The organism is Cardiobacterium sp. Marseille-Q4385 (assembly GCF_916618745.1).
Lineage (GTDB): Bacteria > Pseudomonadota > Gammaproteobacteria > Cardiobacteriales > Cardiobacteriaceae > Cardiobacterium.
On sequence record NZ_OU745373.1, the window covers coordinates 553,231 to 577,394 of the forward strand.

21 protein-coding genes and 1 pseudogene are annotated in these 24,164 nt (G+C 54.5%); 16 read left to right on the plus strand and 6 right to left on the minus strand.

The window, feature by feature from the left end:
* Nucleotides 1–55 precede the first annotated feature (55 nt).
* The 7 genes and pseudogenes from LG374_RS02700 (at nt 56) to hsdR (ending at nt 9,048) form a co-directional block, all read left to right on the plus strand.
* The gene (locus tag LG374_RS02700; protein WP_225756273.1) at nt 56–2,053 is read left to right on the plus strand and encodes a hypothetical protein; all 1,998 of its coding nucleotides are present in this window, start codon (nt 56–58) and stop codon (nt 2,051–2,053) included.
* Between the two features lie 245 nt (nt 2,054–2,298).
* The gene (locus LG374_RS02705) at nt 2,299–2,607 is read left to right on the plus strand and encodes an IS630 transposase-related protein (protein WP_225756274.1); all 309 of its coding nucleotides are present in this window, start codon (nt 2,299–2,301) and stop codon (nt 2,605–2,607) included.
* Nucleotides 2,608–2,684: 77 nt separating this feature from the next.
* A pseudogene (locus tag LG374_RS02710) lies at nt 2,685–3,130 on the plus strand (IS630 family transposase).
* 61 nt (nt 3,131–3,191) lie between these two features.
* Complete coding sequence (locus LG374_RS02715; protein ID WP_225756275.1) at nt 3,192–3,650, plus strand: hypothetical protein; 459 nt, start codon at nt 3,192–3,194, stop codon at nt 3,648–3,650.
* 92 nt (nt 3,651–3,742) lie between these two features.
* Nucleotides 3,743–5,245 carry a class I SAM-dependent DNA methyltransferase gene (locus LG374_RS02720; protein ID WP_225756276.1) on the plus strand — a complete coding sequence of 501 codons (1,503 nt, stop codon included), beginning with the start codon at nt 3,743–3,745 and terminating at the stop codon, nt 5,243–5,245.
* A complete protein-coding gene (locus LG374_RS02725; RefSeq protein ID WP_225756277.1) occupies nt 5,246–6,691 on the plus strand; it encodes a restriction endonuclease subunit S in 1,446 nt (481 codons plus the stop codon).
* Entirely contained in the window at nt 6,688–9,048 is a 2,361-nt protein-coding gene (gene hsdR / locus LG374_RS02730) for an EcoAI/FtnUII family type I restriction enzme subunit R (RefSeq protein ID WP_225756278.1), read from the plus strand. The genes LG374_RS02725 and hsdR overlap by 4 nt, the downstream gene beginning before the upstream one ends.
* A gap of 213 nt (nt 9,049–9,261) precedes the next feature.
* Here the strand turns inward: hsdR and LG374_RS02735 are convergent, their stop codons facing one another.
* The gene (locus tag LG374_RS02735) at nt 9,262–9,573 is read right to left on the minus strand and encodes a hypothetical protein (protein ID WP_225756279.1); all 312 of its coding nucleotides are present in this window, start codon (nt 9,571–9,573) and stop codon (nt 9,262–9,264) included.
* Between LG374_RS02735 and LG374_RS02740 the strand changes: the two genes are divergently transcribed.
* Entirely contained in the window at nt 9,556–9,936 is a 381-nt protein-coding gene (locus tag LG374_RS02740; RefSeq protein WP_225756280.1) for a hypothetical protein, read from the plus strand. The two genes, LG374_RS02735 and LG374_RS02740, sit on opposite strands and share 18 nt — an antisense overlap.
* 843 nt (nt 9,937–10,779) lie before the next feature.
* Here LG374_RS02740 and mnmE read toward each other — a convergent pair.
* From mnmE to rpmH, 5 genes are read right to left on the minus strand one after another with little or no spacing between them, the layout of a single operon-like run.
* Nucleotides 10,780–12,123, minus strand: coding sequence for a tRNA uridine-5-carboxymethylaminomethyl(34) synthesis GTPase MnmE (mnmE, locus tag LG374_RS02745; RefSeq protein WP_225756281.1), 1,344 nt, complete (start codon nt 12,121–12,123; stop codon nt 10,780–10,782).
* Entirely contained in the window at nt 12,120–13,814 is a 1,695-nt protein-coding gene (gene yidC, locus LG374_RS02750) for a membrane protein insertase YidC (RefSeq protein WP_225756282.1), read from the minus strand. The genes mnmE and yidC overlap by 4 nt, the downstream gene beginning before the upstream one ends.
* A complete protein-coding gene (gene yidD, locus LG374_RS02755; protein WP_225756283.1) occupies nt 13,798–14,040 on the minus strand; it encodes a membrane protein insertion efficiency factor YidD in 243 nt (80 codons plus the stop codon). Before yidD ends, yidC begins: the two co-directional genes overlap by 17 nt.
* Entirely contained in the window at nt 14,037–14,387 is a 351-nt protein-coding gene (gene rnpA, locus LG374_RS02760) for a ribonuclease P protein component (RefSeq protein WP_225756284.1), read from the minus strand. Before rnpA ends, yidD begins: the two co-directional genes overlap by 4 nt.
* A 19-nt stretch (nt 14,388–14,406) precedes the next feature.
* Entirely contained in the window at nt 14,407–14,544 is a 138-nt protein-coding gene (gene rpmH / locus LG374_RS02765) for a 50S ribosomal protein L34 (protein ID WP_115611980.1), read from the minus strand.
* Between the two features lie 134 nt (nt 14,545–14,678).
* Here rpmH and LG374_RS02770 point away from each other — a divergent pair, with 134 nt between their 5' ends.
* From LG374_RS02770 to LG374_RS02805, 8 genes are all read left to right on the plus strand, one after another.
* Nucleotides 14,679–15,788 carry a lipid A deacylase LpxR family protein gene (locus tag LG374_RS02770; RefSeq protein WP_225756285.1) on the plus strand — a complete coding sequence of 370 codons (1,110 nt, stop codon included), beginning with the start codon at nt 14,679–14,681 and terminating at the stop codon, nt 15,786–15,788.
* Between the two features lie 3 nt (nt 15,789–15,791).
* Entirely contained in the window at nt 15,792–16,811 is a 1,020-nt protein-coding gene (locus LG374_RS02775) for a hypothetical protein (RefSeq protein WP_225756286.1), read from the plus strand.
* Between the two features lie 263 nt (nt 16,812–17,074).
* Entirely contained in the window at nt 17,075–18,055 is a 981-nt protein-coding gene (locus tag LG374_RS02780) for a ribonucleotide-diphosphate reductase subunit beta (RefSeq protein WP_006986422.1), read from the plus strand.
* Between the two features lie 73 nt (nt 18,056–18,128).
* Nucleotides 18,129–19,805 (plus strand): ribonucleoside-diphosphate reductase subunit alpha, encoded by a 1,677-nt coding sequence (locus LG374_RS02785; protein ID WP_225756287.1) that lies wholly within the window; start codon nt 18,129–18,131, stop codon nt 19,803–19,805.
* Nucleotides 19,806–19,848: 43 nt separating this feature from the next.
* Nucleotides 19,849–21,573 (plus strand): DUF262 domain-containing protein, encoded by a 1,725-nt coding sequence (locus tag LG374_RS02790; RefSeq protein ID WP_225756288.1) that lies wholly within the window; start codon nt 19,849–19,851, stop codon nt 21,571–21,573.
* A 158-nt stretch (nt 21,574–21,731) separates the two neighbouring features.
* The gene (locus LG374_RS02795) at nt 21,732–22,427 is read left to right on the plus strand and encodes a hypothetical protein (protein WP_225756289.1); all 696 of its coding nucleotides are present in this window, start codon (nt 21,732–21,734) and stop codon (nt 22,425–22,427) included.
* Between the two features lie 55 nt (nt 22,428–22,482).
* Nucleotides 22,483–22,995: a plasmid pRiA4b ORF-3 family protein gene (locus LG374_RS02800; protein ID WP_225756290.1), complete on the plus strand. Its 513-nt coding sequence runs from the start codon at nt 22,483–22,485 to the stop codon at nt 22,993–22,995.
* A 166-nt stretch (nt 22,996–23,161) separates the two neighbouring features.
* Nucleotides 23,162–24,136: a CAP domain-containing protein gene (locus tag LG374_RS02805; RefSeq protein ID WP_225756291.1), complete on the plus strand. Its 975-nt coding sequence runs from the start codon at nt 23,162–23,164 to the stop codon at nt 24,134–24,136.
* Nucleotides 24,137–24,164 lie beyond the last annotated feature (28 nt).

Below are 24,164 nucleotides of genomic sequence, written 5' to 3' on the forward strand. Positions count from 1 at the left end.
CTTTATCATCGCGACACCCGCGCAGAAAACCCCCACCGGGCGGCAGAAAAATCCCATGAAGCGGCGTCTTTCCCTCTCCTTTCTCATCCTTATCTGCACTGCCGCCGCCGCCATCACCATCGAACTCGACATTGGCAGCGGCAAAATCGGCGGCGTGCCGGTGAACAACCTGCACCTGCGCGCCGAAAGCGCAGACGGCAGCGACTGGCGCATCAGCGGCGACCTGCCCGCAACCCGCCTTGCCGGCAGCCCGCTGAAAAACACCCGTCTCGACGCCCGCCTGCGCCGTGCGCACGACACCCTCACCCTTGAAACCCTCCACCTGCGCGGCACACTTGGCCGCACCGCGCTACACCTGCATAGCGACCGCCTCATCCTCGCGAACATCTTGCGCGGTGAACTGCACCTCCCGCCGCATAGCCGCCTCACCCTGGAAGCGGGCAAACACCGCCTGCACACCACACTTGCCTATGCGGATAACACCGCCGCTATTGACGCCGAACTGCCGCTTGCCCTGCTCGAACCCCTGCTCAAAGCGCAGCAACTCGGCGGCGAAATACGCCCCAAGCTCACAATCCGCCGCGACCACACGGGTTACCACGCAAACGGCAACATCACCCTGCACGACGTCCGCTACAACAGTGCCGACAGCCTGCAAGCGGCAGAACACCTGCGCGGCAGCATCCAGCTCGACCTGCATGGCAGCGGCGATCGCTGGCAGGGCGATATCGCCCTCACCCTGAGCGCGGGCGAAATCCTCCTTACCCCCTACTACTACCGGCACGAAGGCGCGCCGCTTACCGTCCGCGCCCACATCGATTACCGCCCCGACCGACTGCAAATCCGCAACCTCAACCTCGATGACGCCCACGCCAGCGCCCGTGCCGACCTTGAGTGGAACCGACGCACAAACCGCCTCACCGCTCTCACCCTGCACCAACTCACGGGCGACGCCGATCACCTCTACCGCCGCTACCTCAAGCCCTACCTCGGCGACGGTCTCTTTGGCGACGCCACGCTCAAAGGCAGCCTCTACCTGCGCGGGACTTACCGCGACGGCCACCTGACCGACCTCGCCGCCGTCTTCCACCACATCCACATCGAAGACCAACAAGACCGTTACCAACTGCGCGACCTCGACGGACAGACTGGCAATAACGGCACGCCCTCGCGCCTCACCCTCGCCGGCGGCCGCTGGCGCAAACTGCCTATTGGCGCCATCCGTGCCGACTACCGCTGGGACGCACGCGGCATCACCCTCGCAAAACCCCTGCACATCCCCATCCTCGATGGCGGCATCACCGTGCACCGCCTCGAACCGCAGCGGGAAGCCTACAAAATCAGCGCCCGCATCGAGCCCATCAGCCTCAGCCAACTCGGTGCAGCGCTTGACACCATCCGCTTCCCCGGCACCCTCGGTGGCACCCTGCCGGATATCCGTCTCAACCGCGACGGCCTGCAACTACAACAGCCGGTTAACCTCCATACCTTCGGCGGCACCATCCATATCGACCACCTGCACATCAGCCGCTTCTTCAGCGACGCCCCCTATGCCGGCTTTGCCCTGCGCCTGCGCGACCTTGACCTGCAACCGCTGACCCAGGCTTTCGGCATCGGTGAAATCGAAGGGCGCATCGAAGGCGAGGCAACAGACGTCATCCTCACCAACTGGAAACCGCAGCACTTCCGCGCCGCGCTGCACACGGCGCATCACAACCCGGGGCGCCGCCGCATCAGCCACGAAGCCGTGGCCTACCTGGCCCGCGCCGGCGGCGGCAACGTCATGCTCAACCAGTTTATCCGCGTTCTGAACCGCTTCCCCTACGACCGCCTCGGCTTCACCGCCCATCTTGAAAACGGCGTGCTGACCCTGGATGGCATCGCCCCTGCAAAAGACGGCAGCGACGGCTACTTCCTTGTGAAAGGACGCGGCATGCCACACCTCGACATCATCGGCCACACCCGCGAAATCGATTGGCAGGAACTGCTCAACCGCCTGAAAAGCGCGGGCGAGAGCGAAGGCGCGCAAGTGGAAAGCAAGCTGGGGCGATGACCTGAATCACCCGCCCACAAATTCAGGTTTTATCCCGCTTGGCAGCGATTCGGAAACTCAGCATTTATCCCGCTTGACGGCAGTTCAGGAGCCCAGCATTTATCCCGCTTGGCGGCAATTCAGAAACCCAGCATTTATCCCGCTTGGCAGCCACCCCAGAACCCAGTGACCATCCCGCTTGGCGGCAGTTCGGGAACCCAGCATTTATAGCTAAGATGTTTATTTTTTCATACAGGAGAATGATTATGGCCTACTCTCCCGACTTTCGTAAAAAAGTCCTGGAAACATTAAGTCGTGGATTATCGGTTCGAACTACTGCTGCACTATTTGGGATCCATTTCACGACCATTCAAAATTGGAAGAAACATCCTGAAAAAGCTAAAACACCACAAAAACGACCACCGAAAAAGATCCGCACAGAAGAACTCCTGGCTGATATTGAGATGTATCCAACAGATTATCTAAGCGAACGTGCCAAACGATTCAAATGCACACCCGCTGCTATCAGAAAGGCTATGCTACGCAATAAATTTAGTAAAAAAAGACGATACTGAAACACCCCAAGGCTTGTCCGATTAAACGGAATTGGTTCCAACGTTTTCAGACCTGCTTCCGTAAGCGCAATCTACCTTTGGTATATATTGACGAGAGTGGCTTCCGCAAAGACTGGATCAGGCGATATGGTTATTCACTTAGAGGACAGCGTTGTTACGCTGAGCATGATTGGCATGGTAAAAATCAAGTTAATGCTATAGGTGCGGTATATGAGAACAAGCTATTTGCTGTTGCTTGTTCGAGCATAGCATTAATACTGATATTTTTAAGGCGTGGGTGGAGCAAACCTTGTTACCTGAACTGCCAAAGAACAGTGTAGTTGTGATGGATAATGCAGCTTTTCATAAAAGCAGCGAGATAGCTGATTTATTAAAGAAGAATGGGCATAGGATATTATGGCTTCCACCTTATAGCCCTAACTTAAACCCAATCGAGCATAAATGGGCATGGATTAAATCTATTCGCAATAAACTTCGATTAAATAATATTGACCTATTATTTAACATCTGTATGAATAATTAAGTACATTAGCCATATCCAGGAACGAACCCAGCAAGCCGCTTTTGCCATCGCAGATAATGCTTTGTATCACAACGCCTCTTTCTTGCAGCGCTGCGACCTCTTGTCGGTAGTGCTCAATCGTCTCATTCTTGACTTCGAGCACCGACAGCGCTCGCTTGCTGATCGCGTCATACAGCACCATGACACCCCATTTTCGACCGAAATAGGTGGTGTCCATGATGAGGTTAACAGGTGCTTGTGGCAGCGTGCATTCGGCCTGTGTAGCGGCTTTGGCGAGGTGGCGACGGATGGTTTTGATGCTGCATCCGTACTGCGCGGCAAGCTGTGCGGCGCTTTGCTTGCCTTCGCTGTAGCACTGCCAAAGGGTGTTGGGATTAAGGCGTGGGCCCCCTATGAATTGGCGCTTACAGGAGCCGCAATGGTATTGCTGTTTCCCGTTATCACGATGCCCGTTTTTCTTGACCTGTTTGGAGCCGCAGAAAAAGCATTTTTTGTGTTCAAAGGTTTTGACCTCGCGTAAAGCCTTGCAGCGTAAGGGCTACAGCGATTTTTAGCATGAAATTTGTCCATTACGCCCTAAAATAACCGCGTCTGAACAACCCGTTACCCCCTATGAGCCTCAACACCTTCGTCAAAACCATCCAAAACATCATGCGCTCTGACGCCGGCATCAACGGCGACGCACAGCGCATCGAGCAGATGACCTGGCTACTCTTCCTCAAAATCTACGGCAACAAAGAAGAAAACTGGGCGCTAGTCGAAGAAAACTACCAATCCATCATCCCGCCCGCCTACCAGTGGCAAAACTGGGCGACCGACCACAAAGACGGCAACACCCTCACCGGCGACGACCTGCTGCACTTCATCGATGCCGAGCTGATGCCCGCCCTAAAAAACCTGCGCATCAACGAACAAACCCCGCTGCGCCAGCGCATCGTGCGCGACGTCTTTGCGGATGCCAAAAACTTCATGAAAGACGGCGTGCAACTGCGCAAAGTCATCAACGAAATCGACGCCATCGATTTTGACAGCAGCAAAGAGCGCCACGCCTTCGGCGAAATCTACGAAACCATCCTCAAAAGCCTGCAAAGCGCGGGCAACGCCGGCGAGTTCTACACCCCGCGCGCCGTTACCGACTTCATGGTGCAAATGATGGCGCCCGTCCTCGGCGAAAGCGTGGCGGATTTCGCCTGCGGCACCGGCGGCTTTCTCGTCTCCGCGCTAAACCACATCGAACCGCAAGTCAAAACCGTACAAGACCGCGCCACCCTGAACCAAAGCCTCTACGGCGTAGAAAAAAAACCGCTGCCGCACCTCTTGGCCATCACCAACCTGATATTGCACGACATCGACAGCCCGCGCATCCGCCACGGCAACGCGCTCGAACAAAACGTGCGCGACTACCGCGACGCCGACCGCCACGACATCATCCTCATGAACCCGCCCTACGGCGGCAGCGAGCAGGACATCATCAAGCACAACTTCCCCGCCGAACTGCGCAGCAGCGAAACCGCCGACCTCTTTATCGCCCTTGCCATGTACCGCCTGAAAACGCACGGCCGCGCCGCCATCATCATCCCGGACGGCTTCCTCTTCGGCAACGACGGTGCCAAAACCGCCCTCAAAACCCGCCTGCTCACAGACTACAACCTGCACACCATCATCCGCCTGCCGAAAAGCGTCTTTGCGCCCTACACCTCAATCACCACCAACATCCTCTACTTCGACAAACCCGCCGCCGGCGAAGCGCCGAGCAAGCAGCTCTGGTACTACCGCGTGGACATCCCCGCCGACCGCAAAGCCTTTTCCAAAACCAAACCGATGCAGCTGGAGCATTTCGCCGACTGCATCGCCTGGTGGCACAACCGCACAGAAATCCGTGATGAACAAGAAGGCAGCTACAAAGCCCGCGCCTACCACAAAGCCGAACTGCTGGCAGGCGGCGCAAACCTCGACCTCTGCGGCTACCCCAACGAAGAAGCCGAAATCCTAAGCCCCTTTGACACCATCCGCGACTACCAGCAAACCCGCGACCGCCTGAACGAACGCATAGACACACAACTGGCGACCATCCGCGCCCTGATAGGCATCGACCTGACAGCGGAGGACGAATAAATGCGCACCCCACAACTGGCGGATAACCTGCGCCGCGCCGTCTTGCAGGCAGCGATAGCAGGCAAACTCAACGACAGGACGAGCGAAGACGCCCGCGACCTGCTCGCTGCCATCCAGACAGAAAAAACCGCACAACAAAAAACCGGCAAACAGAAAAAAAACAAACCGCTTGCCGCCATTAAAGAAGAAGAAATCCCCTTTGCCATCCCGGAAAATTGGGTGTGGGTGAGGTTGGGGGAAGTTTTAGAGCTAATAAATGGTCGCGCCTATAAACAAAATGAGCTACTTGCAGAGGGAAAATACAAAGTTCTTAGGGTTGGTAACTTCTTTTCTAACGGAAGTTGGTATTTTTCAGATTTAGAACTTCCCTCAGAGAAATATTGTGATAAAGGCGATTTGCTTTATGCTTGGTCAGCATCTTTCGGCCCCAAAATATGGGATGGTGAAAGAATTATCTTCCATTACCATATATGGAATGTTAAATATGGGATGCTAAATCGGGATTTTGTCTATTATTTTTTAATGGCGGATACGTTCAATATTCATAATGATTTGAATGGCACGACAATGAAGCATTTGTCTATGGAAAATATGATTCAGAGAATAATCCCCCTTCCACCCCTCACCGAACAACAACAAATCGTCGCAAAACTAAACCAACTCCTAACCGAAATAGACGAACTGAAAGCCCAAGAACAAGCGCTACTTGCGACACAAAACGCCTTCCCGAAAAAACTGCGCGCGGCAATACTACAAGCAGCGATGCAGGGCGAACTCAACGAAAGAACAAACGAAAACGCCCGCGACCTGCTCGCCGCCATTCAGGCAGAAAAAGCCGCCTTACAAAAAACAGGCAAACTGAAAAAAGACAAACCGCTTGCCGCCATTAAAGAAGAAGAAATCCCCTTCGCCATACCAGAAAACTGGGTTTGGGTGAGGTTGGGGGATGTTGCAGAAATTAATCCACGAAATAAAGCTCAAGACGAAACAGAGGCAGGATTTATGCCGATGAATCTATTAAATGGCGGTTTTCAAAACTCGTTTGCTTTTGAAAATCGCAGTTGGGAGAAAATTAAAAAGAGTTTTACCCATTTTTCAGATGGCGATGTAGTTATCGCTAAAATTACGCCTTGTTTTCAAAATAGGAAATCCGCTGTGATAAGTGGTTTGCCAAATAAAATTGGAGCGGGCACAACAGAGTTACATGTTTTGCGTCCTTATGCGGCAAAAGTTTTGCCCGAATATCTCTTATTGATCGCAAAAACCACCGCTTTTATAAACGGAGGTGTGGCGAACTTTACAGGCACAGCAGGACAACAACGAGTAAGTTCCGATTTTATTAAAAATTATCCAATTCCCCTCCCACCCCTCACCGAACAACAACAAATCGTCACCAAACTCGAAGCACTATTGGCAGAAATCGACACATTGGAGAACGCCGCATGAAGCAGCCCATATTCAGCGAAGAAGACATTAAAAATCGCCATATTACCCCCGCCATTGAAGCGGCAGGCTGGGCAAAAGAACAGATTTTTATGGAATATTGCTTTACCGACGGCAGAGTTAGCGTGCGCGGCAAAACCGCCCGCCGAGGCAAAAAGAAACAAGCCGACTATATCCTGACCGCGCCCAACGGGCGCACGCCGCTGGCGATTGTCGAAGCCAAGCGCGGCGATAAGATGTTGGGCGACGGCATGCAGCAGGCGCTGGAATATGCCGAGATTTTGGATATTCCTTTTGCCTACACCAGCAATGGCAAAGGCTTTTTGGAGCATGACCGCTTGACTGGCACAGAGCGCGAATTGGCAATGGATGAATTTCCCGCTTATGCGGCGTTATGGGCACGATTTTCCGGCGAAAGCGCACTTTCTGCCACGCAGCAAACCGCCCTGCTTTCCGATTATTACTTTGACGGCGACCGGCAAATCGCGCCGCGCTATTACCAGCGCATCGCCATTGACCGCACTGTTGCCGCAATCAGCGGCGGGCAGCAGCGCGTTTTATTGGTCATGGCGACCGGCACGGGCAAAACCTACACTGCCTTTCAGATTATCTGGCGGCTGATAAAAAACAAATTGAAAAAGCGCGTTCTCTATCTCGCTGACCGCAATATTTTGATTGACCAGACCATGCAAAACGATTTCCGCCCGTTCAAAAAAATCATCACCAAGGTGGAAAATAAAACGCTGGACAGCTCTTATGAAATTTATATGAGCCTCTATCAGCAATTGGCGGGCGAGGAAGGCAGTGAGCCGTTCCGCCAATTCCAGCCCGGTTTTTTTGATTTAATTGTAGTGGATGAATGTCATCGCGGCAGCGCGCGCGAAGAATCCCAATGGCGGCGGATTTTGGATTACTTTAGCCAGGCCACCCATTTGGGTCTGACCGCCACACCAAAAGAAAGCGATGAGGTGAGCAATATTGGCTATTTCGGCGAACCGGTTTACATCTATTCCCTAAAACAAGGCATCGAAGACGGCTTTCTCGCCCCCTATAAAGTGATTCGCGTCGGTTTGGATAAAGATTTGGAAGGCTGGCGCCCACCCAAAGGTAAAACCGATATAGATGGCAATGAAATCGAAGACCGCCTTTATCTGCGCGAAGAGTTTGAGAAATATATCGTCATTGATGAACGCACGCGAGCGGTTGCCCGCCGCATTACCCGCTGGCTCAATGAAAATGATCCTTTTGCCAAAACCATTGTTTTTTGCGTCGATATTGACCACGCCGAGCGGATGCGCCAAGCGCTCGTTAATGAAAACCGCGAGCAGGTAAAAATCAATCCAAAATATATCATGCGCATTACTGGAGACAATGCCGAGGGCAAAGCGCAGCTCGATAATTTCATCGACCCAAATGAGCAATACCCGGCAATTGTAACCACTTCCAAATTGATGACCACCGGCGTCGATTGCAAAACCTGCAAGCTGATTGTGCTCGATAATGAAATCAAGTCGATGACCGAATTTAAGCAAATTATCGGGCGCGGCACACGCATTAACGACGCCTACGACAAGCGCTTTTTTACCATTATGGATTTCCGCAATGTTACCAATCTCTTTGCCGACCCTGAATTTGACGGCATGCCCGTTTCCATAATCGATGATGACGAAGAATTTGTCATTGATGGCGATAATTGGCTGCCGGATGAAAAGGATGAAAAAACGCCAGACAATGGCGATATTGACGGCAATGGAAACGGCGGGGAATTTGCACCGCCCAGCGAAGGCGAGGTAAGGAAAAAAATCCGCGTGCGCGGCGTGGATGTCTGCGTATTAAGCGAGCGGGTGGAAATTTTGGACGAAAACGGCAAGCTCATCGTGGAAAGCCTCACCGATTACAGCAAACGCAATATCCTGCACGAATACGCCACGCTCGATGTGTTCTTGCAGGCATGGAACGCCGCCGACAGAAAGCGGGCGGTACTTGACGCGCTGGCAGAACAAGGTCTGCCGCTGGACGTGTTGCAGGAAGCCTACGGCGAGGCGGAAGACATCGACCCCTTCGATATGATTCTGCACCTCGCCTACAACCGCCCCGCCATGACCCGCAAAGAGCGCGCCCGCCGCCTGGAAAAAGACGGCTTTTTGCAGGCATACAGCGCAGAGTGCCGCGAAGTATTGAGCGCGTTACTTGACAAATATATGAACGAAGGCATCGCGCTGGACGAGCCCGCAATCTTGAGCAACGCGCCGTTCAAAAGCATCGGCTCGCCGAAGAAAATCATCGGCCTATTCGGCGGCAATGCGCAATATCAAGCCGCCATCCGTGATTTACAGCGGCATTTATATGCGAGCCGCTAGCGTGCTGACAATTGAAACATCCCCCTCCTCCGCAGGGCGAAGCCCGCAGCGGGGGAGGGTCGGGGTGGGGGTGAGCGGTGTTGTTTATGAACAGATGTCTGCATTTTTCGGCGTATAGGACAAAAAAGGAGCCAAGAATCGCTGTAAGCCTTATGCTGCGAGGGTTTAAGCGGGGTCAAAGGCTTTGAACACAAAAAAAGCTTTTTCTGCGGCTCAAAGCAGATCAAAAAAGATGGCTGGCAAAATGGCAAGCAACGATATAAATGCAAGGCTTGCGGCAAACGTTTTGACGGCGGCAAGCGCCTTCAAAACGACGAGCTTTGGACAGCTTATAGCGCAGGCAAACAAACGGCCGCGCAGCTTGCCAAGCAGTATGGATGCAGCAGCAAAACCATCTATCGCCGCCTTCGCAGTGTGCAAATCAGGGAGCGCTACCCGCTGCCCGAAAAAGCCAACATCATCATGGATACCACATACTTCGGGCGCAGTTTCGGCGTGATGGTGCTGATGGACAGCATCAGCCAACAGGCTCTGTCCGTCGATGAAGTCAAATACGAAACCAACGCCCTGTATGCCGCGGCGCTGAACGAGCTTCGGGAAAAAGGCGTTGAGATACAAAGTATTGTCTGCGACGGGCGAAAGGGATTACTACAGATGTTTCCCGAGATTCCCGCGCGGCTATGCCAGTTTCACCAGGTCAAAACCGTCAGCCGTTATCTGACACGTAACCCGAAAACGGCGGCAGGCAAGGCGCTGTGGCGACTGACGCTCACCCTGAAGGACAGCGGCAAGACAGCGTTTCAAGGCGCGCTGCAGGCATGGTTTGGGCAGCATGAGGGCTTCCTCAACGAACGAACGGTCAACGAGGAAACCGGCAGTTCGCACTAAACGCACAAGACGCTGAGAAGCGCGTATTTGAGCCTGAAACGGAACTTGGACTACCTGTTTACCTTTGAAGCGTATCCCGTTTTGGGCATGTGCAACACCACCAATTTGCTGGATGGGCGCTTTGCCGACTTAAAGTGCAAATTGGGGTGTCATCACGGGATGAAAAGAGAGAATAAAGTCAAGTTTATAAAGGATTATTTCGCCATGCCTGACGATAGATAGCTCCTTTTTTGTCCTATAGACACAAGGTCCTCCAAGATAGCTCCTTTTTTGTCCTATACGCCAGCATTGCGATAGATAGGAGCCTATGAACAAGCGGAAGCAAACCAGCATTTGCAAGAAGGGCAGGGCAGGTGCCAAGCGGGATAAATGCTGGGTTTATGAGAAGGGTAGGGGCAAGTGGGAAGCGGCAGTTCAGGAGTCCAGTATTTATCCCGCTTGGCGACAGTTCAGGAGTCCAGTGTTTATCCCGCTTGGCGACAGTTCAGGAGTCCAGTGTTTATCCCGCTTGGCGGCCGTTCGGGAACCCAGCATTTATCCCGCTTGGCGGCGGTTCGGAAGCCCAGTGTTTATCCCGCTTGGCAGCGATTCGGGAGACCAGCATTTATCCCGCTTGGCGGCAATTCAGAAACCCAGCATTTATCCCGCTTGGCAGCCACCCCAGAACCCAGCGACCATCCCGCTTGGCGGCAGTTCAGGAGCCCAGCATTTATCCCGCTTGGCAGCGGTTCGGAAGCCCAGTGTTTATCCCGCTTGGCAGCGATTCGGGAGCCCAGTGTTTATCCCGCTTGGCGGCGATTCGGGAGACCAGCGTTTATCCCGCTTGGCGGCTGCGCGAAGGGTTTATTTGCCGATGCAGAAGGTGGAGAAGATGTGGCCGAGCAGGTCGTCGCTGCTGGTTGCGCCGGTGATGCTGCCGAGGGCGTCGTGGGCGAGGCGCAAGTCTTCCGCCAGTAGTTCGCCGTTGCGGGCGCCATGCAGTTGGGCGAGGGCGTCGCGGTGGTGTTGCGCGGCCTGTTTGAGGGCGCGCAGGTGGCGTTCGCGCGCGATGTAGGGGGTTTCTTCGCGTTCGTCACGACCAACGGCGGCGGCAATGGCGTGGCGCAGGTCGTCGATACCGTCGCCGGTTTTTGCTGATAGCCACAGGCCTTCGCGGTGGTTTGCCTGGATGTCCGCCGGGGTTTGGTCGGCTTTGTTGTAGGCGAGCAGGCGCGGGGTGGTAGCACTTTCCGGCGGCAGGTCGGCGGCGGGGTCGTCGCCGCTCGCGAGGGTGCTGCCGTCCACCAGCAGCAGGATGAGGTCGGCACTGGCAAGCGCCTGTTTGGTGCGGCGGATGCCTTCTTGTTCGATGTGATCGGCGGCGTCGCGCAGACCGGCAGTGTCGAGGATGTTGACCGGGACGCCGGCAATGTTGAGGGTTTCGCGCACGATGTCGCGGGTGGTACCTGCCTGGGCAGTGACGATGGCACGCTCTTCGCCAACGAGGGCGTTGAGCAGGCTGGATTTGCCGGCGTTCGGTTTGCCGGCGATGACAAGGTTGATGCCGTCGTTCATCAGGCGGCCCTGGGTGCTTTGTGCAAGCAGGCGGGCGAGGCGTTCGCCCCAGTGGTGCAGACGCGCTTCGAGATCGCCTTCGCTGAGGTAGTCGTTTTCTTCTTCAGGGAAGTCCAGCGCGGCTTCGATGTAGGCGCGCAGGGCGAGCAGTTCGGCGGCAAGCGCGTTCACTTCCTGGGAGAAGGCGCCTTGTAGTGAACGTGTGGCAGCTTTGACGGCAGCGGCGGTGCGGGCGTTGATGAGGTCAGCGATGGCTTCGGCCTGGGCAAGGTCGATTTTGCCGTTCTGGTAGGCGCGACGGCTGTATTCGCCGGGTTCGGCCAGACGGGCGCCGGCGTTCAGGACGGCGGCGAGGACGGTTTGGCTGACGGCGATGCCGCCGTGGCCGTGGATTTCGAGGGTGTCTTCGCCGGTGTAGGAATGGGGCGCGGGGAAGTAGAGCAGCAGGCCCTGGTCGATGAGGCTGCCGTCCGCGTCGTGTAATGCGGCGAGGGTGGCGCGGCGCGGCGCCGGGGTTTTGCCGCTAAGGCGGGTGCCGATGGCGAGGGCGTCGTGGCCGCTGATACGGATTATGGCAACGCCGCCCGTTCCGGGCGGCGTTGCGAGGGCGGCTATGGTGTCGTGTGCCGTCATTTTTTGTTGGGTGCTTTGTTGTGTTTTTTGCCGTGGGCGTCGTGCGGCGGGTGCTTACGGTCGCCGTAGCGTTTGTTCATGATGTATTGCTGAACGATGCCGAAGGCGTTACTGACGGTCCAGTAAAGGACAAGGCCGGACGGGAACCACATGAACATGAAGCCGAAGACGAGCGGCAGCATCATCATGACTTTGGCCTGGGTCGGGTCGGGCGGCGGCGGGTTGAGTTTTTGTTGCAGGAACATCAGCGCGGCGTTGATGATCGGCAGGATAAAGTAGGGATCCATCGCCGAGAGGTCGTGTATCCAGCCGAGCCACGGCGCATGGCGCAGTTCGACGGATTCGATGAGGACCCAGTAGAAGGCGATGAAGAAGGGAATTTGCAGCAGCATCGGCAGGCAGCCGCTGGCCGGGTTCACTTTTTCGTCTTTGTAGAGTTTCATCATCGCCATGCTCGCGGCCTGACGATCGTCGCCGTATTGTTCTTTGATGCGCTGCATTTCCGGCCCCAAACGGCGCATTTTCGCCATAGATTTGTAGGCCCAGGCGGATGGGGTGAAGAAGAGCACTTTGATGAGCAGGGTCATGAGGATGAGCGCCCAGCCCCAGTTGCCGACGATGCCGTGGATGAAGTGCAGGACGTAGTACATCGGCTGGCCGATCATGAATAGGAAGCCGTAATCGACGGTTTTGTCGAGGTTGGGGGCGACGGCTTTGAGGTCTTTCTGGATTTTCGGGCCAATGTAGATGTTGTTGGTAAAGCTGGCGCTTTGGCCTGCGGCGATTTGTTGTACGCCGCTGCTCACGCCAATGAAGTGATCGCCGCTGGTAGCGTTGGTGTTGGTGTAAAACTCCTGCGTTTGTCCTTGCGGCGGGACGATGGCACCCACGAAGTAGTGCTGGATCATCGCCACCCAGCCTTTTTCGGTTTTGGCGTTGAATTGGGTGCCCAGTTTGATTTTTTCGTAAGGATCGCTGTCGTAGGACACAACACCACCAGTGTAGGTGCCGACTTGTCCCATACCGCCGGATGGTAGCGGTTGGCCGAATACCCATTGTTGGTAGGCGTTGCCCGACCAGGTTTTGTCGCTGTCGTTCTGGACTTTTTGTTCAAGGGTAAAGTCGTAGGCACCGCGTTTGAAGGTGTAGGTTTTGGTGACGGTGATGCCGTTTTCTTGCCAGGTAAGCGGCACGCTCAGGCTGTCCTGACCGTCGGCCAGGGTATATTCGCTGGCGGGCGCAGTGAAGGTGGCGTGGTGGGTCGGTGCTTTGTCGCCATTGCCTGAGGTCAGGCCGCTTTGCAGCAGGAAGCGCGCGGGGTTGTCAGGATGGAGCAAGGCCAGCGGCTGATCGCTGTTCTTGTTCGCGGCGTAACGCAGCAGGTCGGCATGGACGATGGAGCCGCCTTTTGTAGCGATTTGCAGGGTGAATACGTCGGTTTTGACACGGATGGTGGCGCCGGTTTCTGTGTGCGTCGCCGGGATGTCACCACTGGTGGCGGTGGTCGGGATATCGCTGCCAGCTGTTGCCTGAGGCACATCCGCTCCGGTATTACTCGGGGTAACGGCCGCAGGGGTCGCCGCAGTCTGCGTCGGCGCGGGCGGCAGGTTGGCGATTTGCCATTTTTGCCACAGCAAAAACGCCAGGATGGCGGCACTGATGTAGAGAAGTAATTTAGGGTTGTTTTTCATGCTTCACCAAGAATGTGTCAGGTACGGGGTCATAGCCACCTTTGCACCACGGACCGCAGCGCAGGATGCGCCAGAGGGTCAATAATGTGCCGCGCCATGCGCCGTGTTTTGCAATGGCTTCTTCACCGTAGTGTGAGCAGGTCGGCTCGAAGCGGCATTGTTGCCCGATGAAGGGACTAAGGGTGCGGCGATAGAGGCGGATAAGGACGATAAGCAGCCGTTTCATGGAATGATCCGCTGAAAGTGACGGTGTAATGTGCGAAATAAGGCAGCGTTGTCGGTATCCTGCGCCGCCGCCCGCGCGATGACGACGATATCCAGCGCAGCCTCTTCACGTTGCGGTAGTTGGCGGAAGGCCTCCCGCACCAGCCGCTTGACGCGGTTGCGCTCGTGGGCGCGGCGGATTTGCCGTTTGGCGACGACCAAGCCGAGGCGGGTCGGCTCGCCCTGTAAACGAGAACGCCCCAAAACGGTAAAACAGCGGTCGCTGCTTTTTCGTTCGGGGGCTTGAAAAACGTGGTCGTATTCGCGGCGCTGTGTCAGCCTTGCCGTGTGGGGAAAAGATGCGTTCACGGCGCGACGACCCGCGTTATCAGACGGTCAAACGGTGGCGTCCTTTGGCACGACGGCGGCTCAGGATTTTACGACCGTTTTTGGTAGCCATACGGGCACGGAAACCGTGTGTACGCTTGCGGGAAATATTGCTCGGTTGGAACGTTCTTTTTGACATTTCGGTAACTCCATCGGGGAAAATTCAAAGCGCGCAATCATACGGACGCCCCTATATAAAGTCAACGGCAGGGCTACCGTGCACGGTCGGATTACGTTACATTACCACTTTCTCACAAACCACCGCCAAGACCCATGCGCAAACTCTCTTACCTCGTCATGATGCTGCTTGCTATCGCCGCCCGCGCCGAAGAACGCAATCTATGGCAACAACTCTTTACCCCCAAGGAAGGCGTGATTCTGGAAACTCCGGAAGTCACCATCGAAAAGCCGAAAGAACCGCTGGTCGAACGCGTACCGGAACATATCCTGAACGGCAGCGACCGCTTCCTCACCCTCAATATTGAAAACGACAAATTCGGCAGCGGCTACGATCGTGACTACACCAACGGCCTGCGTATCACCTGGTTTAACGTGGGTGCCGAACAGCCCTTCTATGCCGACTGGATCGACCGCCTCGTGCCAACTTTCGACGCCAACAAAACCACCAGCACTTACCTCTCCTTCGGCCATAACCTCTACACCCCCAGCGACATCGATCGCAGCACCCTCGATGTGCGCGACCGTCCCTATGCTGCTTTCCTCTACGGCTCAGCAGGCATCAGCACTATCACCGACCGCCACATGGACGACGTCGAACTCACCCTCGGCTGGATCGGCCCCTCCGCGCAGGGCGAATTTATCCAGGACAAATTCCACCGCCTCATCCACGCCGACTACCAGCCGCACGGCTGGAAGTACCAACTGCGCGACGAACCCGGCGTTATCCTCTCCTGGGAACGCTCCTGGCCGGGCTGGTACACCGCCGATATTGGCAAAAACCTGCACGCCCGCTTCGCCCCGCATGGCGGCGTAACCCTCGGCAACGTCTACACCTACGCCAACGCCGGTTTCACCATCGACTTCACCCCCAGCAACCTGCGCTGGCAGACCCAGCCGGTGCGCGTCCGTCCCGCCATTCCCGGCAGTGGTTACTTTGAATACACCGACGGCCACGGCTGGATGACCTACCTCGGCTACGACGCCCGCCTCATGGCGCACAACATCTTCCTTGACGGTAACACCTGGAAAGACAGCCATCACGTCAAACGCCGCCCCTTCGTGCACGACCTTGCCCTCGGTGCCGCCTACAACCACAAAAACTTCCGCATCAGCTACACCGTCAACTGGCGCAGCCGCGAATTCAAAAGCCCGCTGGCGAAAAGCTCCAGCTTTGGCGCGATCTCCGTCGGCTACCGCTTCTGAACCATGTGTCGCCTGCTTGCCACACTCACGTTAACCGCCGCCTGCATCGCCCATTCTGCCGTCTATCGCGGCAACGATGCGGGGCGCATCCTCGTCCTCGACAGCGACACCCTGACTCATCACTACGAAGACGAGCGCCTGCCGTTCCCGCTGGCACCAGGCGATAACTGCCCGGCAGAGACCCGCTGCTACCGCACCATTGCCGGCAGCTACCTCGAACAACGCAGCGATAACTGGCGCATCCGTGGCGGCACGACGCTCACGCCCTACACCCCGCCTGTCCACGATCCTGCCAACTGCCTCTTCGCCACCGAACTGCCCTACGAAGCGGCGCTGCTGGATGATCTCACCTTCACGCCGAGCCAAACCACTGCTCACAACGACAACGCCATCAAGCTGCAATACTGGCGTGAACCCGCCAGTGGTCTCGAACACTTCCTCATCAGCAGCGGCTACGACGACAACCGCGACACCATCAACCCTTACCTGCGCGCCCAGGCACTCACCACCCTCTACGCACGCCGCCAATGCCTTGCCGCCCTACCGGCGGACAAACGCGCCGCGCTTGACTACCGCGTTAACACGGAACCAACCTACCTCAGCCCGCGCTACATCAGCGCCCATATCCACGAACAAACCCCCTGCGGCTTTGGCGGCCACTATGGCATCACCTATGACATTGAGCAGGCGCGCGGCCTCGAACTCGAAGACCTGCTCTGGATTGGCGATGGCGCACCGTACCTCCTCGCCGATGACATTCCCGCCGACCAAACCCTACGCGAAACCCGCGCCGCCTGGCTGCTGGATGCGCTGCAAGCGGCGGCACCACAAAGCATGCACCGCTATCCCTACCGCGCCCAGGATTACCAATACCCCTACTTCTACCTCACCCCGCGCGGTCTCTACATCGGCCCGCTGTTGCCGCCCAGCAAAGCCGCCCACGCCCATCCCGAAGATACCATCCTGCCCTACGACCTCATCAGAAAGCATCCCGGCATCCTCGGCGTGAATGCCATCCCCTGAACCTGCCGGGTGACACGCCACAATCTCCACCGCATCACCCTGACAGCCGCCTCTTATTGCTCCGCACAACCCCATACCAGCACAACATATAGTGCTCCAACCGTTAATTACACCCCATATTTTGCGTTTAACAAAAATCTCCGCCATTTCAGCCGACTAAGTTGCCCCGCATTTTGTCAAGACTAGGCACCTCCAAAATCCTCCCTAAAATGCCACCTCATAGGCTCTAGTCAGCCACCCTCATTTCACCGGACGGAAACCCTATGAAACCCCGCAACCTCTTCGAAAAACGCCTGGAAATCAAACCCTACGAATACCCGGAACTGCTCGAATTCAAAGACGCCATCCGCCATTCCTACTGGCTGCACACCGAATTCAACTTCACCGGCGACATCCAGGACTACCGCACTGTTATTAACGAGCGCGAGCGCAGCGTCCTCACCCGCGCCATGCTGGCCATCTCGCAAGTCGAAGTCAGCGTCAAACGCTTCTGGGGCGACCTCTACCGCTACTTCCCCAAACCCGAAATCGACGACGTCGGCGGCACCTTTGCCGAAAGCGAAGTGCGCCACAAAGACGCCTACTCCTTCCTCCTCGAAAAACTCGGCATGAACGAAATGTTCACCCAGATCAAGCAGATCCCCGCCCTGATGCGGCGCATCGAATACATGGAAGACTTCATGCGCGACAAAGACATCGGCCGCGAGCGCTTCGTCCTCTCGCTGGTGATGTTCTCGCTCTTCGTTGAGCACATCTCGCTCTTCGGGCAGTTCCTCGTCATCATGTCGTTCAACAAACACCGCAACCTCTTCAAGGGCATCTCCAACGCCGTCGAAGCCACCTCCAAAGAAGAAGAAATCCATGGCCGCTTCGGCATCGCCCTCTACGGCATCATCAAAGAAGAACACCCGCGCCTCTTCACCCCCGACTTCTACGACGAACTGAAAACACTGGCCGATCAGGCGCTTGAAGCCGAACGCGGCATCCTTGACTGGATGTTTGAAGAAGGCGACCTCAGCTTCATCACCCGCGACACCGTGGAAAACTACATCGTCAACCGCTACAACAACTCGCTCAGCATCCTCGGCATCAACGCACCCTACCTCGTGGATGCGCGCAAACTGCGCGAAACCGAGTGGTTCGACATCGAAATCCTCTCCGGCAAAGAAAGCGACTTCTTCTACAAACGCAGCACCGATTACAGCAAGAAGACCAAACAAATCACCGCCGACGACCTTTTCTAACCCCCACACAGCAACACCAACAAGCGGGCGGGAAAGCCCGCCTTGCCATTGCGCCCACACACAAGGAAACACCATGACCGCAACCAACAGCACCGCTGCCTCCCGCCCCGACTTCGCCTGGCTGAACGAAGACAGCCGCCTCTTTCTAGAACGCGGCTACCTGCTCGACGGCACCACGCCCGAAGACCGCATCCGCGCCATCGCCAACCACGCCGGCAAAATCCTCAATGACCCCACCTTTGTCGACCGCTTCCACCACTACATGGCGCGCGGCTACTACTCCCTCTCCTCGCCGGTGTGGTCAAACTTCGGCCTCAGCCGCGGTCTGCCCATCTCCTGCTTCGGCAGCTACATCGGCGACTCCATCTACGACATCATGCGCACCACCGCCGAAGTCGGCATGATGAGCAAAATCGGCGGCGGCACCAGCGCCTACTTCGGCGACATCCGCCCGCGCGGCAGCGCCATCAGCAACAACGGCAAATCCGACGGCTCCTTCAACTTCAGCAAACTCTTCGACACCATCATCGACGTCATCTCGCAAGGCACCTCACGCAAAGGCCAGTTCGCGGGCTACATCGACATCGACCACGGCGACATCGACGAATGGCTGGACATCCACACCGAAGGCAACCCCATCCAGCTCATGTACTACGGCGTCTGCATCAGCAACCAGTGGCTCGAAGACATGAAAGCGGGCGATGCCAACAAACGCCGCATCTGGGCGAAAGTCCTGCAACGCAAAGCCGAAACCGGCATCCCCTACCTCTTCTTCAAAGACAACGCCAATGCCGGCCGCCCCGACGTCTATCAGGCGCTAGACCTGCCCATCTACGCCTCCAACCTCTGCACCGAAATCATGCTGCCGGCCAGCGACGAAGAAAGCTTCGTCTGCTGCCTCTCCTCCATGAACCTGCTGCACTACGAAGAATGGAAAAACACCGACGCCGTCGAAACCCTCACCTGCTTCCTCGACGCCGTGATGAGCGAATTCATCACCAAAAGCGCGGACATCCCCTTCCTTGACCGCGCGCACCGCTTCGCCAAACGCCACCGCGCCCTCGGCCTCGGTGTCCTCGGCTGGCACAGCTACCTGCAATCGCAGCGCATCGCCTTCGACAGCTTTGCCGCCATGCAGAAAAACAACGAAATCTTCCGTCTGCTGCAAGAAAAAACCCTCGCCGCCTCGAAAAAACTTGCCGCCGAATTCGGCGAACCGGAAATCCTCACCGGCTATGGCCGCCGCAACACCACCCTGATGAGCATCGCCCCGACCAAATCGAGCAGCTTCATCCTCGGCAGCGTCTCGCCCTCCGTCGAACCCTTCAAATCCAACTACCACGTCAAAGACCTCGCCAAAATCAAAACCACCTACAAAAACCCCTTCCTCGTCGAACTCCTCGAAGAAAAAGGCCTGAACACCGAAAAAACCTGGGAAAGCATCCTGCTGAACGACGGCTCCGTGCAACACCTCGCGGCACTCACTGACGAAGAAAAAGAAATCTACAAAACCTTCTCCGAAATCAGCCAACTGGCGGTCATCCAGCAAGCGGCACAGCGGCAGAAATACATCGACCAGGGGCAAAGCATCAACGTCATGATCCACCCCGACACCCCGACCCGCGACATCAACCAACTCTACCTCACCGCCGCCGAACTCGGCCTCAAATCCATCTACTACCAGCACAGCATCAGTGCGGCACAACGCTTTAACCGCAATTTGCTGAATTGCAGCAGTTGTGAGGGATGAATTTTTCGAATACAAACTAGCTAACTTATAAAGGAAATGAAGAATGAATTTTAATTTTAACATCAAGACTTTTCGGGATTTACTTGGGACCAATTTTAACCAGCTGGTAATTCCTAGATTTCAACGAGATTATTCTTGGGAAAAAGAACATATATCAGAATTTCTTGATGATTTAGTATTCGGCTTAAATGCTGAAGAAACTTCTAATAAATCTCCATACTTTTTCGGTACCATTTTAGTTGTTGGAGATATAACTGGCTCAAAAGGAAAACTAGAGGTTATAGATGGTCAGCAAAGAATAACAACAGCAACCATTTTGTTATCAGTAATTGGAAAATTGCTGGATATGAATGGAGAGAATAGTTTAGCAATTCGCGTTTGGGAGTATATTGTTAAAACAACGGACAATGATGAAAAAATTACAATCTTGCAGAATGATACTTTAGATGACTTCTTTAAAGATAATGTTCAAGATAGAAAGCAAGAATTATCTGATATTTTGAAGAAAGGAGCTGATATACCAGATGATGAAACAAGAAGAATATTTGAAGCTATAAAATATTTTTTCCAAAAATTAAAAAAGGAACAGATAAAAAAGTTAGTTAAGAAAGAAGATGAAAGCTACATAGAGTCTTTAAAAAGAATTAGAGATGCTCTACTAGAGAGTCAAGTGATTTGTATATCTACGGTAGATAAAGGTAATGCAAATTTAATATTTGAAATATTAAACTCAAAAGGAAAGAAATTAGAAGATATTGATTTAATTAAAAATGAAATATTTAGATACTTAAATAATATAGAACCAAAAGACAATGCAAACAGTAAATGGAAGAAAATAAAGATACAATTAGCAGAACGCGAGAAGATAGAAATTTCTACATTTTATAGACACTTTTGGTCTTCTAGATACAGTATAAATAAAAGATTAGCTCTTTATGAGCAATTTAAGGCTCAAGTGTCGAAAGAAAAATATGAAGATTTCTTAAATGACCTACAAAAGGCGGCAGAAAACTATAAAAAAATAATATCACCATATTTATCTGATTATGATAAGAAAGATAAGTATATGGTAGATTCATTAAATTATTTAGGCGCGTTTAACATAAAACAATGTAGACCATTGCTATTATCTTTGTTAAGAGCAAAAGAAAAAGGTATATTAACACCAAAAAATTGTAAAAAAATATTAACATTTCTTCCCAGATTCCATTTTGCTTATAATGCTCTATGCAAGAAAAATCCTAACGCTATAGAAACTAAGTACACAGATTTTTCAGTACTAGTATCTAAAAGCAATAATTCAAACGACTTAGGAATAATTATTGATGATATCATAAGGACTTTTAAAGACAAATTGCCTACGAAAAATGAGTTTTTAGAGAAATTTATAAAACTATCTTACTCAAGCAATGAAGAATACGATAGTAATATATTATCTAAATTTGCCATTTCTGAGATTGAAAAAAAAATGTCAAATAGAGTCTGTATCCCAGATAATTATACTATTGAGCATATTGTTTCTGAAAAAGATACCAGATATAGACATTATTCTCTAAATATAGGCAATCTTATTTATTTAGAAGATAACCTGAATCAAAAATGCGGAAATAGCACCCTAGAAGTTAAAGTTGAAATTTATAAAAAATCAAACTCAAAATCTACTGAAGATTTCTTGAAAACATTATCTGACAAAAAATTTTTTGAGGAAGAAGAGATTGAAGAAAGATCCAAGTATTTAGCAAATTGTTTTTATGAACTGTTTGAATAATTGGTCGTAGTGTCCCCTTCCTCTAGCTAGGTAGAGAGGAGGGGATTGGTACAGCGCGCGTCAGAGAGTACAGCAGACAATCCCCGCAGAACAAATCCGAAAATACCGCCAAGCGGCTCAACCACGCCGTTGTCCATTCCATCCAACCCCCAAAAACCATGACCTCCCGCGAAACCTTCCTTCACGCCTGCACGCAAATCGCCGCGCAACTGGACGGCTTCCGCCTCCTGCAAAAAGGGCAGGTGTTGAAAAAAGACCTGTCCGACCGCGACACCGTCTGCGAAATCCGCTTTCAGGGCAGCCGCAACAACGGTGCGCATAACATCACCATGCTGGTGCACATCGTGCTCTCCTCCAGGCAATTCAAACAATGGGTGCAGAGCCAATCCCTGCCGAACGGTGACGTCAGCGGTGTTTTCTATGCCAACCAGCTTGGTTACCTGACCCCTAGAAAAGACTGGCGCCACTGGCAACTGGCGGGCGCCAGCCTGCCGCACAGCGTGCGCGGCATCGTCGCTGATTTGCAACAATACGTCCTGCCCCTGTGCGACCTATTTACCGACAAAGCCGTCGCCGTTGCCTACCTGCGCCAGCACGGCAGCGCTTTGAGTCCCTGGCTGGATAATAAAAACCTGCACACCGGCCTCTTTTATTACGCCTTCTGTTGCGGCGGCAGCGAGGCGGCGCACGATTTCCTCAGCCACCATATCCGCGCCTGCGGCTACCGGAGGCGCTATGCCGATCTTTACGCCGCCTTAGCCAGCGGCCAGACAGATGCCAGCATCAACAGCGACTTTATCGGCGCAGACGAACTGCGTTTTGCTTATGCGCAAGGCATCCGCTTCGATTTCTAGCCGACACCAAGTAAGGCTAAAATCCGCACCAAGCGAACACCTACCGGAGAACCCTATGCCCATCAACATCTACCGCTTCAAAATATCGCTCATCGAATACCACGCTGTGCCGGCCAACAAACTGCACCGCATCCTCGACATCGCCGGCAATGCCACCTTTGAAGACCTGCACGACCTTATCTTCACCGCCTTTGACCGCTACGACCCGCACCTCTACCAATTCATCCTCACCCGCGAAGAAGCAAAAAGCGACCACGCCTTATACGATTGCAAAGAGCGGGTTCTTGACCCGTACAGCATGGAAGATGCCGACATGATGATGGATGAAGGCGATATCGCCCACAACGCCGCGACCTTCACCCTCGACGACGCGAAGCTGCAAGAAAAAGATTTCATCTACTACCGTTTCGACTTCGGCGACGACTGGATGCACCGCTTGTGCCTGGAAAAAATCTACCCGCTGGAAGCGGCAGCCATTGGCGACGAACCCTGTGCCGTCATCGTGAAAAAAGTCGGCGAATCCCCCGCGCAATACGAAGACGAAGATGACGAGGAAGACGACACATAAAGCGACATGCCCCGCCACGGCGGGGCTTCTTCTTTTGTCGCCCGCATTCCGTTCGGACGCAAGCGCAGGCATCACACCAAGCAAGACAACCGCATACGTTCCCAACTGCCTGTACAATCTGCCGCCCATTCACTATTCCCCCTCCCCCATGTCGCAACACTCTTCCATGATGCAGCGCATCATTAAATTCTGGCTGCCCCTCGCCGTTGTCTTTCTCGGCATCGCCTGGTTCTCACAGTGGCATTATGACCCTGACAAAGAAGCGAAAGCGGGGCTGGAGCGCCTCAACCACTGGCGGGCACAGGCGGGAATACAGGAATTGCGCCCCAATCCCGCGTTGACCCAAGCGGCGCAGAACCACGCCGCCTATCTCGGCAAGGACGCGCATGGCCACAAGGAAAACAACCGCCGTAACCCGCACTACACCGGCGCCGACCCGCAGGTGCGCGCCACCGCCGCCGGTTATCCCGCCCCGGTGGTGGAAAATCTCACCGCCGGCAACTTCGCACGCAGCGGCATCCGCAGCACCGACGGCCTGATGACCGCCCTTTATCACCGCCTCGCCCTGCTCGACCCCGACCACGATGAAGCGGGTGTCGCCTGGGTCCGCAGCCGCCACGCCGCCTTCGTCATCGTGCAGGGCAGCAGCCGCGAACGCGAGTTTTGCGCGCAGGCGGGCAGTCAAGCGAGCAAACGCTACGTTCTCACCATGGAATGCAACGGCCAGACGGTGAAAATCCCGCTTGATGCCGCACCGCGCCGCTACATCGGCGCAGTCAAATACCCCGCCGGCAGCAATATCGAACCCGCCTACGACGGCAAGGAAATCCCCAACCCCATGCCCAGCACAAAAGCCGTCGGCAATCCGGTCAGCATCGCCTTTTATGGCACGACTGCCCCCGTGGAAATGCGCACTTTCACCCTGCGTTCCGACAAAGGCGAAATCCGCAACCCGATCATCCTCACCGCCGCGAACGACCGCCACCGCCTGATGCAGGCGAACGAATTTGCCCTGTTCGCCCCCGCCCCGCTTGATTACGACACCGAATACACCGCCGAATTTCACTACACCCAGGGCGGCAAGGAACAAACGGAACGCTGGACTTTCCGCACCCGCAAACGCAGAACCCTGGAGTGGTAACAGGGCGTCAAGAATAGACTGTCAATTT